The following is a 15,232-nucleotide window of genomic DNA, read 5'->3' as shown; positions in this document are numbered from 1 at the left end:
TAACTATATTGTCCTTGATGCCACTATTCGTCATCGAAACTAAATTGCTGCTGTTCTGAAGGCTGTTGAGTAGTGCCCGCACTTTTCAAATTGTCGCTTTGCTGACTATTGGCACCGCTTTCAAATATCAAATCTATTTGCGTGAGCAAAGACGAAGGAATATCGGTATAGAATACCCCTTCACCCCGTTCGTTCTCTGGGTGCATGCCGCGTAGGTATAGGTAATACACACCGCCGAAATGAACATCAGGGTCGTAATCAGGCAGGGTATTTTTTAAATAGCGATGTAACGCCAAGCAGTAAATTAAGTATTGAAGATCGTAAAGGTGGTGCTGATTATTGTGAAACAGCGCAACGGGTAAGTAGCTATCTAAGGTATCTCCCAGCCAGGTTGATTTGTAATCCGCCACAAAAAACTGACCATCATATTCAAAAATCAAGTCGATGAAACCGTGCATCATTCCCTGTAATTTCGTTGTAATTAGCTGAGGCGCGGCCTCGGCCTTACCGCCAATGGCGTCAGCTACAGATTGGCGGTGGCGAGCGAGAACATCACGAAGCTGTCCCCATTGCGTATCGTTCATGGGAAAGTAGAACTCTGCTTCGCGCAGGGTTTGCGCTAACGGTAAGTCACTCATGCTTAACTGCATATTAGGATACAAAGGCGTCTGTAACGTTTCTTCCAGCCACTCGTAAAGTAGCGGCGTGCGCTTTTCATCTAGGCCAAAGCGTTTAACGAGTTCTTTGCCAGTTTCTTCCCATTCGGGCGCACTAAAATCACTGTTCTCAAGAATATCGTGAAGTAAGTTACCTGCGCTTGCACCTTTTTCCAACGTAAAACGCAAGTCACTTTTACTGATTGTAGTTATAGTGCTTAAAGAAGGATCTGCATCACTTGAGCCCAACAGCTCTTCTCCCCCCACAAGTGAATCCGTCGCATACACCTCTTCGTCACGAATGGTTTGAAGTACGGGCACACTTGGAAGTACTTGACCTGAAGCTTCTACTGGTGTTGTGTTTGCGCTCGCACTCACCGTAGTTAAACGGCTCATCGCGGAAAATGAATACAGCCGCCATTCTTCGCTCGCCGTGCCGGTAAATTGCAACGCGCTAAGCTGTGGCAGCTCGTCTTCTTGCTCAAAGCCTGAATACACTTCTTCGAAATCGTCGCCATCGATGTGGCTTGCATGAGACGCATCTTCTGCGGCGACCCTGCTTAATACACTTGGCCAATCGTTGTTGCCGCTATCCCCACTTACGCCTAAGGCTCGAGCCAGTGCGCTTTTTTCATTGTTGGCAAGAGGAACAACCCCCATGTAGCAGCGGTGTGCTGCACGGGTTACTGCCACATAGGCCAAGCGCATATCTTCCGCTTCGCTTTCACGTTGAACCCGAGCTATGGCTTGTGGCGTTTGTCCCAGCTGCATCTGCAAGTCTTGCTTGTCTTCGTCGTAATAGGTAAAGATTTGCGATGTTGCCTTTCCATTTTTTGACGCGTCTTTATAGCCCGTGGCATAGGGTACAAAAACGATGGGATACTCAAGGCCTTTTGACCCATGCTGAGTTATAAGACGAATAAGCTGACTATCACTCTCAAGGCGTAGCGTTAGCTCTTCGTCACTTTCCGGCTTTTGGATTTGCTTATTTAACCAGTCCAGTAGTTGCTCAGGGCGCTGGTGTGTAGTGCTGGCTTTTTCCAGTACTTCCGCTAAATGCTGATAGTTGGTTAACGCCCGCTCCACACTGCCGGCATGGGGCTGATAGCTGTCTTGCATTAAGTGCAGCAGTACGCTCATACAGCCTTTTTGAAGCCACATCTCGCGCAGCGACAGTACGTTATCGATAGCGGCATCCCACTGAGCATCATCTTCGTGATAAAGCAGTTCGATAAGGGTGTTTGCGCTATAGCCCCAAAGCGGAGATGCCAAACTGGACGCTACTTTACTGGTGTCATTCGCATGCCAAATGCCATTAAGCAGCCTAAGCACGTCTTTCGCCTCAGCACTGGCAAATAGATTACTGCGATCGCTTAAATAAACGCAGGCCAGCCCTTTTTGCTGTAATACATTTTTGATAGCGCCTGCTTCGGTCCTGTCTTTGACCAGAATGGCGATATCTTGAGGTTTTACTGGTGTAGTGTGACCGTCCGCCGCTTTAAAATGCGCTTCATTCAACAAGCGATAAATTTCTTGTGCAATCCACTGCGCCATTTTACGCCGCATAATGTTAGTGTTTTCTTTCTCCTCTAAACACATGCTCACGTAATTCATTGCACTGCGTTTCGGTACACTATGCTCTTCAGCAGGGTCTACCAAGGGGGTCTTAGCCGCAGCGGCTTTAGGGGTAAATTCAACAGGGTTGTAGTTAATGCCAAAGCCAAATACATCAGTGGGCGCGCCTGATGCCACTGGCGCACCATAGAATAGTCGATTGTAGGCCCTTACCATACCTTCCACTGAACGCCAGTTGGTGTTCATCACCCAGCGGTAATCAGCCTGCCTACCCGCTTTTAAATAGGTAAAAATATCGCCTCCACGAAAGCGATAAATAGCCTGTTTCGGGTCCCCTATCATTAGCAGCGCACTTTCATCAGCTTCAGCTAAATTAGGATATACCGAATCTAGAATAGCGTATTGCTTAGCATCGGTGTCCTGAAACTCATCGATGAGCGCGACTGGAAACTTCTTGCGAAGTTCTGGCACAAGGGTATTGTTTGGTTTTATAACCTCATCAGCTAACATGCGAATAAGGTCATCAAAGTCGATAACACCCAGCTGCTTTTTCTGCTTTTCAACTCGCTCTTTAATAAAGGCAATAGCTTCGATAACCAACTTGAAAACAGGTACTTTACCGAGTGCTTTATCTTTCTCGACAAAGGCTTTTTTAAGCGCGCCAGCAAATTCCTTAATTGGCGTTAAAATTTCCTTTACGCCTGAAGAATTCCGAGCATATCGATTCCCCTTAACAAAAGCCTCTGCTTCTGGCGGTGCGAGATAATACTGCTGCTCACTTACGCAAGAACTTAACCACGCTTTAAGCGCAGCCAATTCTTGGGGTCTTTCTTTTTTATGCGCCGGCGTTTTAATAAGCTGCTCTACGATTAAACCTTCGTTTTCTTCCACACTTTGCAGTAAAGATTTCACATAGGACAAAGAGGTGTTTGGCGCGTCATCCAACTGCTTGTTAAAGGCAGCTTCAATGTCGTCCTCAGTTAGCATTAATGGGGTCAGAGTACTTTTTATGCTGGCGTTAAATTCACGCAGCAGGTTTTCAGGTGTGTGCCAACCAGACTCTGCCAACAGCCTGAAATCGTCCTCGCTTTTACTTATTTTTCGAATGAAATCTTCGGCAGCCTGAAGATATAAATCGCTAGTATCGTTGCCTAAGTTGAGCGACATAGCAAAGCCACTGTTGAACGCCAGTTGAGTAATAACATGCTGACAAAAACCGTGGATAGTGAACACCGACGCCTCATCGAGCTCCAGCTGCGCTGCTTTTAACAGGGCTAAACTCTCATCAGGATCGCAGCTATTAAACAAGCTCTGATAAACCGGGTCGCAGCTAGCGTCTATTTCGTTGCCGTTGTCTTTGGCTTGCTGCCAAATAAGCAATGCCTCTCTTAGCGTAGCCGCAATCCGCCCCTTAATCTCTTCGGTAGCGGCTTTGGTGAAGGTCATCACCAATATTTCTTTAACGTTAAGCTTTTTTTCTAACAGCAAGCGTAGGTACAAACGCGTAATGTTAAAGGTTTTGCCTGTACCAGCGCTCGCTTCAATAAGGTGCCGACCCTTTAGCGGCATGGCCACTACGTCAAGCAATTGCGCTTCGATATGGGCTCGCTCGTACTCGTAATTTTCAGAGGATACAGAATTCTGGCTCATAACTTCTCCTCCTGAGACGCATTATTGACCATGGAAAAAAGTACGAAGCCACACAAGTGCGGGACATCGTTCCAGCTTACACCTTGCGGGAATAGCCAGATGAGGTAAGGATTGCTTGCCATATCCGCACTGTACTGCCCGTTACTTTGCTGCCAATCGGTTAGCGCACGCTGTAGTTCAATGGTGTCAAAAAGTGCGGCAGATTGACCAACTACCTGTTTCGCTTTTTCGTTTCTGTCATTTACTATTTCGCTAGTTGTGTCGCTGTCTTTCTCAGCAAACGGGCAGACTTCGTCAATTACCTGTTGAATTTGCTCAAGAATGGCTTTATCGGTTTCACTTGTAACATCTGTACTATGCAGCAGTGCATGCAGTATATCGTCAAACATATCCGGTTTTATGCTTTCAACTACGGGCTTAGTCTCTGAGTTTCTTGTGCCGGGCATAAAGGTACCAAACAAGCTTAAATGCACTGGCGTTGGCGCCGTATAAACAGCCATGTAAAGCTGTTCTATAAACAAGAGTAACCGCACCGCAGTTTCTTTGTCATAAGAAGGGAAACGCTGCTTTTTCAATACCGTTTCGCCCTTTTCCCATGAACACGAATAAATATCCAACGGATAACTGCTGTATTTTGTTGCGTCATCACTGCATGAAAATATCAATTGAGAGATGAAAAAGCTCAGTGCGCGGTGGGCGTCTATTTTACCGGCACAAAGCTCTACTAACGCGTCGCTACTAATGAGGGCAGCTGTGGTAAAGGTAATGAATTTACCTTGGAACTGCGCCTTTACAGGTTCAGCATCGTGGGGCCCCATAGCCTGACTTAATGCCAACGCCCCTTCTTTCCACATTTCAACTTCATCTCTGGCAACGGGGTTATTGGGGATATCGCCCCTAAGTGACGCAAAAGTGATTACCTGTTCACCGTATGACACTGAGTCGTGTTCTTGTGACATTTTGCGTTCAGGTGATGAGAAGATGGCATCAAGCACCTGGTAGCGCAGCAAGGCATTGGTTTCAAATGGCTCGCTGTTTTCCAGTAGCGTAAAAGACTGTGATAAGTTTACACCTAGCCTTTGTATAGAAAAGTGCTCTAGAGGGTCTTTAAAGGCTCTTGCGATTTGGCTATTTGATAGTCGAAGTACCTGTGTTGAAAGCGTATTGGATGACTCTTCAGGCATCGCTAGTTGGTCAGAACCCTTGCTATCAACACTTGTCTTATCAGACTGTGACTTTGTATGCTGTAGCGCATCGGCCAGTCTAAGCCAACCGGTTTCGTAGCTTGGCAATTGGCCAGTAAATCCCTCTTCACTAAAGGGGTGAAGCGGCGCATGTACTCGATATCTAGACAAGGCCAGAGCGTAGCTATTTTCAAGCATGTCCATAAACTCAGCCAGTACCAAGCTAGGCTGGCGCTCACTGTTATTGGTTACATCGTTGCCTTGGTAGCTTAAGTACAGGCTTTCCCGCGTTGAAATAATGGCTTCAAGGAATAAATATCTGTCTTCTAAACGCCTTGAACGATCACCAACCCTGCGGTTCGCACCTGCCATTAAGTCTAGGCCTAACGGGCTTGATTTTCTTGGGAACTCACTGTCGTTTAGGCCAAGAATACACACTTTTTTAAACGGTATACTTCGCATTGGCAACATTGAACATACCGTGACCTGACCGGTCATGAAGTGGTTACCTGCGTCTGGTGATGAGAATCGATTCAGTAAAAGGTCGCGGACTTGGCGCAAGGATAATTCATGCTGGTAATCTGCTTCTTCGCATCGTGCTGCAAGATCGGCTGCAACGTTAGCAATAAGATCCCAGCTTTGCTGCTGCTCTTTTATAGGCATAAAGCACGCATCGCGAAGGTCGATTAACGCTTTAGACCACTGCTCTGGTGTTCTTGGAGCGGTTAACTCTTGTGCGAATTCCCCGAGCATTGCCACTATATCGATAAGTTTACCCAGGGTTAGCGCACTTTGCCCTTCAACGTCTGGAATAGTAAGTAGGTCACTCACAACCACTTCGGCGTCTTGCGCCAACATGCCCATTAGCAGCCTACGAATGCCCCACCACCAGCTATACGTTTCATCTAATTTAACGCCCTCTGATACGGCGGTTTTATGAGTACTATTAAGACCCCAATGGATATGGGCTTGTTTTAGCCACACCACCATTTGCTCTATGTCGTCTTGGGACACTGAAAATCTTTTTTGTACAGAATCCAGCTGCAGGTAATCCATAATATCCGATACGCCAAAGCGGCTATCAGGTAGCTGCAAAAGCGCCATAAACGCCGCAATAAGAGGCTCTGCGTCCATAGGGCTTCTATCTGCAATGGTACAGGGGAGTCTAACTTGCCCGGTGCCAGCTAAGGTTTTAGTACCAACCCTGTGAAATACGGCATCAACAAATGGCGCATAGTTTTCAATCGCCGGGCACATCACAAGAATATCTGAAGGGGTACGCGTTTTATCTTGGGATAACCAATGGAGCAGCTGGTCGTGCAACACTTGCACTTCGCGAAGCGCGGAATGGGTGCACATGATGGTAACGCTATCATCATTTTGTTTTAGTTCGCTAGTGAATGGCGCAGGTTGAGCGGCTTGTAAAATATCTCTGTGGATATAGTCCAGCAGACCGCGGGTAGGCTCTATCTCACCGTTTCCAACCTCTTCGTCAAATTCTGGCGAATCAAAAGCGCTTATCTCAAACGTGTCTAGTTCGGTAAGAAGATTAAATAGCTCTCTGCCCTGCTTACCTAAGTTGCCAAGTAATGGGTTGGACTGGTCTTCTTCCATCCATTTTTTAAGCCCTTCCAGGCGTAATAGCTTGGCTTGTTCGCTACTACTTTTCGCTTCCCCCCAATAATTTACGCTGGGGTTTAGGTGGAATATATGAATATCAATATGCTGTGCGAGGGCGTCAAAAAATGCTATTAGTTGCGGCGCCATGGTGTTAATGGCAAAAACAATAACGCGCTTAGGTAAATGACTGACGGGATCATTTGGTATATCGCCTGCCTCTAACGCCCCTAACGCTTCTATAGTCATTTGATGCAAACGGGCAGGATGCAACGGTTCCTCTTTGGCAAGAATACGCCAAATTTCGCTTTGCCATAATTCCATATCATCGAATACAGCCCGTTCATTCGCTTCCCACTTAAACAGCCAGTCGGGGCGGTATAAAAGGTATTGTTCGTACACGTCAGCCAACGCAGTAGCAAGTTGAAGACGCTGAAGGCCCTGCTCTTGTTCACTACCAGCATTTTTCCAATATCTATTTACTTGCTCAAAAGCTTCACCGTTCATCAGTGAGTCATCTTGAAGAATATTGTCAATGCGCCAAGTCAGTACTTCACGGCGATAAGGAGATTGCTTGGGTACTTTACCCTGCCCTAGTACAGAGCGTGCCGTATTCCACATAAAGCGTACAGGCAGCGGGTAGTCAATATTCATCGCCACGCCGTGCTCAGTGGCTAGTTGCATACTAACCCAATGCTGCATACCCGGGCTTTCAACCAGAATAGTTTCTGGCGTAAATACCCCCAAGGGTTGCTGACGTAAAAGCGTGGTAAGAAGAAAACTCAAGTGTTCTAATTTGTTAGAGGGATATAACGCAAGCAATCGAAAAATCCTTTGTAAAACGTGCAATTAGGTTCTGTATAAAGACTATGCACGCATCGTCGAACTTATCAATTAAGTGTATCGCATTAGGCCAAGTAGTTAAGTTATTTCTCAAAAAAAATAGATAAGCAAATGTCTTATGAAGATAAAAATAAGGACTAAAGCATTGGTATAAACAACCGTATCCAAACAACTCAGTGACAAGTAATAGGAGAAAGCTAGGTATCGGATGTACGAGAAAAGTAAGGGTAGCGTCTTTTAGACAAAAAAACCCATACAGACCTCAGGACACGAAAAATCTGTATGGGTAAGGTTTACGGTCTACTCAGTAACAACGTGAATAAGCGTTGCCTGGCACTCATTCACGTTAGCGCTACTGGGCAGCACTGTTAACGCTTTAGGTTTTGCACGTAGAATGCCAACTTTTTAATTCTTATAATTCATATGCTTAAAGCAATTTTAAAAATACAACTAATCAGTCATGGTTTTACTCTGGTGCAAGTGCACCACAAGCAAGCACTTAGTAAAGAAGATGCTTCACTATTATTGGCTAAAATTTAGCAGTTTCTCCTTCATCGTCATTCAAGTACAATTTCGCCTTTAAAAGATGCATTACACATTCACGGTCAGGAGCAACAATGTTAACCGCCCAACAACTCGCCACCATGCTTTCTCTTCAAGATAAAATGAACGCCAAAGTAAACCCAGACTGGCTAAATGCAGGATATGGATACTTGCGTGCAGCTATGGTTGAGTCTGTTGAAGCCATTGAACATCACGGCTGGAAATGGTGGAAAGCACAGAAAAAAGACTTGCCTCAGCTTCAAATGGAGCTCGTGGACATTTGGCATTTTGCGCTGAGCGCCTGCATTATTGAATATAAAGGTGATATCAGTGAGTCTGCCAAAAGTATTGCGGCTGAGCTGGCAAGTGGCAACACTCAAGTGACCTTCGATGGTAAAGACTACGACGCATCTAATCAGTCCCTTCTTGATAATTTAGAATTAATGACAGGCCTATGCGCCGCTAAGCGCTTTAGCGTTCCACTATTTATGTTTATCGTTAGCCAATGCGAAATGTCGGCTGACGAGTTGTATCGGCAATATGTTGGCAAAAATGTTCTTAACTTCTTCCGCCAAGACAACGGTTATAAAGAAGGAACATATGTAAAAGTATGGGAAGGTCGTGAAGACAATGAGCATTTGGTGGAAGTGATGGACGCTCTTGATTTAACTAAGCCTGAGTTTAGCGATTTGGTGTACGAAGGTTTACGCGCACGCTACCCTTCTTAAACTTCGCTAAGGCCCGATAAAGCCTCATTCTAATAGCGTATTGGGCTTAGATTTTGGGATTGGGTGCGCATAGTAGACAGTGCTGTGTGAAGACTTGAGGGGCGAAAGGAATAGCCTGTTTAACGCCTGACTGTTTTTATAAGCTACTACAAAAAAGCTCTGTCTAAGGACAGAGCTTTTTTAATCTAGTCAGAAAAATATAGCTAAACAGGCAACTTACGCGTCAACCCATACCAATTTATCGCTGTAGTTACCTTGTATAATGTCAACAAATCGCTCTTCTAGCACGTGGCGCTTAACCTTTAGCGTTGGGGTAAGTAAATCGTTCTCAATACTCCATTCGTTTTTCATTACTACAACGCGATCCATTACCTGATGGCTCTCTAATTTAGCGTTAATAGCTTCAAAGGTTTTCTTAAGGCTCGCTTCAATGCTTGCTTTATCTTTCTTCTGCGCTTCTTCGCTTAATACCAAAAGCGCAACCGGTTGAGGTAAGTTAGTCCCCGTTACACACACCTGTTCAACGACAGGGTTTTCCATAAATTTAGCTTCAATGGGTGCAGGCGTTACATATTTACCCTTCGCCGTTTTAAAGATGTCCTTCAAACGTCCGGTAATTTTGACGTAGCCATCGTTATCTATGACGCCTTTGTCGCCAGTGCGCAAGTAACCGTCTTCGGTGAAAACTTCAGCGGTTTTATCAGGCTCTAGATAATATTCCAGCATGTTGCACGGCGACTTGACCTGAATTTCGCCTTCCTCAGAAGTGCGAATATCGACACCATCATAAGGCTTACCGATACAACCAATTTTGTCATGTCTGAAAGGTACACTGCCAGTACCGTAGGCACTGTTTTCAGTCATCCCCCACCCTTCGGAAATGTAGATACCGATTTTCGCAAACCATTCGATAACAGCTGGCGCCAATGGTGCAGAACCGCTCGCCCATAAGCGCGCATTATTTATACCCAAGCCATTTCGAATTTTCTTGGCTACGATTTTGTTTAAGAAGGGTATTTTGAGCAAGGTATCTAGCTTTTTCTGTGGCATTTTCGCTAATACGCCCATTTGGAACTTCGTCCATAGGCGAGGCACAGAAATAAACAGCGTAGGCTGGCAATGACCTACATCTCGTTGGAAGGTCGCTAAGTCTTCCACAAAATGAATTTTTCCACCGCTATAGTAGCTTGAAAGTTCTACAAGCACGCGCTCTGTAATATGTGCAAGGGGCAGATAACTCATAGTGCGATCGTTTTCGTTGATGCCTAACTGATCCAGTGAACGTCGCGCTGCCCAACAAGCCGTATTATAGCTATGGACTACCCCTTTAGGCTGCCCCGTACTACCTGATGTGTAGATAATTGTCATCATGTCGTTCATGTCAGGTACAGGCAAATCAGAAATTGGCGCTATATCCATGAACTCTTTCCACTGCTGTTTGGTAGCAATGTTTGGATAAGGGAAGGCAACAGTAAGATACTCTGAAGGAATTGAAGCTACCTGTTCAGCAGTATTATCAAGCTTTCCTACAAACAGCAACTGTACATCAGCGTGTTTCAGCACATACTGAACCGTATCAGGGCCGGCTGTAGAGAAAATAGGTACCGACACGTGACCTGCCATCATTATGCCCAGGTCGACAATAAACCACTCTGCACAGTTTTTAGAAAAGATACCAATACGGCTGCCTTGTGGGAAATCTAGCTCACGTAAACGTGCCGCCACCTTTCGGGCTTGCTCCGCAACTTGTTTCCAAGTGTAGTCGTGATATTCACCGTTAATTGGCTGCGTAAGAAACACGTCGTTGCCACGGTTTTTTTCCCAGTGGTACAACATACTTAATGGCGATGTAATTACTTCCGTGGTATTTGCGTTTACTGTCATGTCTAGCGGCATAAGTCACTCATATGTTGTTATAATGTAGCTCATTTTTACAATGATTTCACAGACTTCTAATAAGCCTTATTTTTTATTGAAAAACAAGCTTTTTAAACAAGCGTTTACATTATTTGCGATGAATAACAACAATTTGAGCGCTAAATTTAGTTTTTTTATACATTCGGCTTTTCACTCTTTATGATTGTTTAACGCTAAAAGCCGAAACTAGATACGGTCACTCAGCCCAGTTTTTAAACAGAATGGGCACTATTTCATCTGCCGTGCATGGCTTTGCGTAAAAATAGCCTTGATGGAAGTAACAGGCCTTTCCAATAAGCTCGTCAACCTGTGCCTGCGTCTCAACGCCTTCTGCAACACAACTCATCTTTAAGTTCGTTGCAAGCGCGATAGTCGTTGTTACTAAGGCTTCGTTGGCATTACCCGGTGCCATCTCATTAACGAAGCTTTTATCAATTTTTAGTACCGATAACGGGTAGCGTTTTAAATAGCTTAGCGATGAGTATCCAGTTCCGAAGTCGTCTAACGCTAAAACAAAGCCTTCTTTTACGAACCGCTCAATCTGACGTAAAGCATTATCGCTATCGTCCATCAATACGCCTTCCGTGATCTCAAATCTAAATGCCTCTTTTGGTAAACCAAACTCGCTCAACAGGCTTAGTACCCCGCTTAAGTCGAACTCAGTTTTAAAGTGCAGGGCAGATAGGTTTATTGACACATAACCGTCAAAGCCTTTTTCATACCACAAAGACAAATCTTGAGCCGCGCGGCGCATTGCTTGCCGGGTCACTTCAATGATGTATTTAAGCTCTTCTAAAACAGGAATGAACTGGTCGGGGAATAGCGGCTCCTCGTCTAATCTTCCTCGAAGCAGTAGTTCTACCCCAATTGTTTTATTAGTTCTTGCATCTATGATGGGCTGGTAGTGATTAAAGAAGCAGTCATCTGAATAAGCGCGTTTTACTTTATTTTCTATCTGCAAGCGTGTTTTTGCTCGCTCATTCATATCACTTGTAAAATAAGTAAAACCGCTCAACGCATCTTTTTTAGCGCTGTACATAGCAACATCAGCTTGCTTGATAAGCTCGGCAGGTTCAGACGCATCTTCTGGGTAAAAAGCAACGCCAATACTACAAGATACACGAAGCACTTCTTCAGCCAATGAAATAGGTGTTTCTACCGATTCAATAATTTGCGCTACAAATGAACTTAAATCATCGTCGGCGCCCACCTCTTCAATAACAATCACGAACTCATCGCCACCAAGACGCGCAACCGTACCCGACTCTGCCACCAGGTTTCGCATTCTATTAGCAACAATGCGCAAAAGTTTGTCACCATAATCGTGACCTAGGCTATCATTAATGCCTTTAAATCTGTCTAGGTCGACAAACATCACAGCTACACGATGCCCATGATGACGCGCAAGCCCTATGGCGTGCTCAAGTCTATCGAGTAATAACGTCCTGTTGACCAAACCAGTAAGGCTGTCGTAGGTGGCAATTTTAAGCAGCTTGCGTTCTGCATTTTTTTGCTCGGTTATGTCAGATATAACAATCAGATAGTGTTCTGCGTCATTAGTTTCGCCACTTACCGCTGTTATATCTATCAAAACGTCGTAACGCTTACCGTCAGCACCATCAATAACGGTTTCATCTTTCCAAAAATCACCGCCTTGCATTTCCGGCAACTTGCCCGAAAGGTGACGATTAAGGTTGGGATAACGCAGGTATAGACGAGATAACTGTTTAGGTAGTGGCTCCCTGCTATTAAATCCAAACACTTGCTCGAAGGCGGGATTCGCGGCAACTAAACGCTTATTTTTATCAAAAATGAGTACCCAGTCCCGAGTTTGTCTAAACGCATCGCTAAATAAGGTAACCTGTTGTTGCGCCTTCTGAAGCCTAAACAAATGACGTTGTCTAGAGAGTAAATAAGCCACTAAAAGGCCAACAACAAGCGTGCCATATAAGGAGTAAGCCAGTGGTGAACGAAGTGGAGCATAAGGCATGGAGAGCGTTATTTCTGCGGGCAATACGTTAAATTCGAAGCTACCTGGCGTCGGCGCCACGGTGAATACATAATCTCCAGGCTCAATATTAGTAAAGGTTATTTTCGCATCGTCGGTAACACCTTCTGTTACTACCCGATCACCATTGAGAAGCTTATAGTAATATTTAACTTTACCTATTCCAGACATCGCGAGCGAAGAAAAGTGAATGGTTAATCCATAGTCTTCATAATCTAGATTAAAATGGTGACCACTTAAGTTTTTTAAGGGCTGGCTAAGAACGCGATTGTCTACGGCAACTTCAGTTATAGCCGTTTGTTTGCTAAGTAAACTCCTCTCTGTATCTAAACTTTCAAGCTGGGAGGCCGAAAATACTACGGCACCACTTGTTGAGCCATAGGCGAGCCTTCCGTCATTAAGCTTCAATGAAGCACCTTGATTAAATTCAGAAACACTTAACTCACGACCGTATATAAAATTCTTGATTTGTGCAGTGGAAGGATCGTACCGGTGAAGGCCTTTATGGGAGCTAAACCAGATGTTCCCAAACTCATCTTTTTGAAGCCCATAAACTATGTTTGATAACAGAATATTGGTGTCGTTTAAATTGTATAGGGGTTCGAATGTATCGGCATCGACGCCAATTAAACCGACCCCACTATAGGCAAGCCATAGTACGCCCATATCGTCAATGACCCAAGATGATATTGAGCGCTCGTTTCCGCGCTGCGACTCAGGGAAACGATAAACAAGTTCATGCTGCGAAGTCTCAGGGTCTATTAACCATAAGCCTCCTTTGGTAGCCAAGAACAACCTATTATTGTGATAGGAAGACTGCCCTATAAAGCCATAAGAAAAATTGATGTTGAAAACTCGTGAGTCTAAATTAAGTGGAGAGATTGCTTTATTATTTACGTCATACTTAAAAAAGCCCTCATATCCAATAAAGTATAAAACATCGTTATTAGATAGAACCATGCCGGGGACATAAGTATCAAAGACAGCATTATCTCCTCCACTAAGTACTTCTGGGCGAGACAATTCCTTTGTTTTCGGGTTGAAGAGTCGGATGCCGTCATAAGTACTTACGAATAACTTTCCGTTTTGCAGCGGAATAAGTTTATCTACCGCTCCCTTACCATAAACTTTGTTGTCAGAATAAAGAAATTTGTCAGATGTTTTTGTTGTGAAGTCATAATGATTTAGCCCATTGTCAGTACCTATCCATACTTTATTGGGCTCGGTTTCCGCGAAGGTCCACACTATATGACTGGTTAATGTGCTGTCTGCTCCCGCTCGCTCGTTCTGAATAGTAAACATGTCAGCACTTTTAACGCCAAAATATAACGCGCCTGCGTAGACGGAACTCATCCACAAGTTATCAGCTTCATCTTTCGCTATTGCTGAAATTTTTTTATTTGAGATTTCAGTGAACCCGTTGTTAGGCTCTAAAATGTGTTCGCTCTCCCAACCTTTTGAAGATTTGACTAGTTGATACAGGCCTTTATTAGTTCCCAGCCAGAACGCATTGTCTTTGTGCTGAACCATAGTCCACACATTCCTATCAGGAACTACCTGCTCAAATACATTCCTTTTAACGCCATTCACTTGCGCTAAAAAGTCTTCTTTCTGTGTGACGAATACGCCAAGCACCGTAGAAATCCATACTCTATTTTGCTTATCCAACAGCAGAAATTTTGCGTTAATATTGTCAATATTCTGTGGCGTTTCACCTAAGTAATCTAGGCTAACCAGCGGCTGTTCTGTATCGTGTATATTTTTTATATAAGCGCCTTTGGATGTTGCTATCAACAAAATGTCGTCGATAGTAATAGCAGCGCGAATGATATGGTTATTTTCTAAAAGCTCGGTAGGTAGCTTAGCAATACTCGTTAATTTATTTTTTTCAGTATCGAAAAGCTGAACTTCTTCGTGAAGCGCAATGACCAATTTGTTTTTGGTGTACCAATGAAATGTCTGGGCGTGTTGAACCACACCTTCAATATCGTAGTAACTCGTAGGCTCTATTTGAACGATTTTTTGCGTAGAAAAATCTAGATAGTAATTGCCTTTTCCGAAAATGCTAAACCAAAGTCCTTCAGAGCCTTGCAGCGCTAATCTGTAAACTGACGAATCAAGTAGCGTGTTAGATGAATCTGTTATCCGTTTTGTTCTAACGCCGTCCCAGCGCACTAACCCACCTTCTGTGGCAATCCATACAAACCCATCATCACTTATTGCAATGTCGTTAACGACATCTTGTGGCAGACCATTTTTTGTCGAGAGCGATTGGAAAACTGGGTTGGTAAGCCGTGGAGAAGCTTCTGCATGAGTACAAAAAGTAAAAACCAAAAGAACCAGGTAGGATAAAAACTTCATCACAAGTTGTTCGCATAATTTAAATTTTTATTATGCAATTAAGTGTACCAGAATGTTCGAAACATGGGCAGTTTCAAAAGAAGGTTTTTACACTTCCTTAAGATACTGGTATCGCATTGATATTAATAAACTAATTACACTAGCGACAAG

General features: G+C 44.2%; 5 protein-coding genes. 1 reads left to right on the top strand and 4 read right to left on the bottom strand.

The genetic code is table 11. From position 1 onward, the window contains the following. Positions 1 to 23 precede the first annotated feature (23 nt). On the bottom strand, positions 24 to 3,881 hold the full coding sequence (gene recB, locus ACXACS_RS10205) for an exodeoxyribonuclease V subunit beta (protein ID WP_474806274.1): 3,858 nt from the start codon (positions 3,879 to 3,881) through the stop codon (positions 24 to 26). After that, positions 3,878 to 7,504, bottom strand: coding sequence for an exodeoxyribonuclease V subunit gamma (recC, locus tag ACXACS_RS10200; protein ID WP_474806272.1), 3,627 nt, complete (start codon positions 7,502 to 7,504; stop codon positions 3,878 to 3,880). Before recC ends, recB begins: the two co-directional genes overlap by 4 nt. 638 nt (positions 7,505 to 8,142) lie before the next feature. Here recC and ACXACS_RS10195 point away from each other — a divergent pair. Continuing rightward, positions 8,143 to 8,796: a dUTP diphosphatase gene (locus ACXACS_RS10195; protein ID WP_179983719.1), complete on the top strand. Its 654-nt coding sequence runs from the start codon at positions 8,143 to 8,145 to the stop codon at positions 8,794 to 8,796. A 216-nt stretch (positions 8,797 to 9,012) separates the two neighbouring features. Here the strand turns inward: ACXACS_RS10195 and ACXACS_RS10190 are convergent, their stop codons facing one another. After that, on the bottom strand, positions 9,013 to 10,692 hold the full coding sequence (locus tag ACXACS_RS10190) for an AMP-binding protein (RefSeq protein WP_474806271.1): 1,680 nt from the start codon (positions 10,690 to 10,692) through the stop codon (positions 9,013 to 9,015). A 217-nt stretch (positions 10,693 to 10,909) separates the two neighbouring features. After that, a complete protein-coding gene (locus tag ACXACS_RS10185; protein ID WP_474806270.1) occupies positions 10,910 to 15,082 on the bottom strand; it encodes an EAL domain-containing protein in 4,173 nt (1,390 codons plus the stop codon). Positions 15,083 to 15,232: the final 150 nt, after the last annotated feature.

Source organism: Alteromonas sp. AWM4_230 (genome assembly GCF_056158305.1).
Note: the sequence above shows the minus strand (reverse complement) of the source record. Positions and strands in the feature narration are given on the sequence as shown.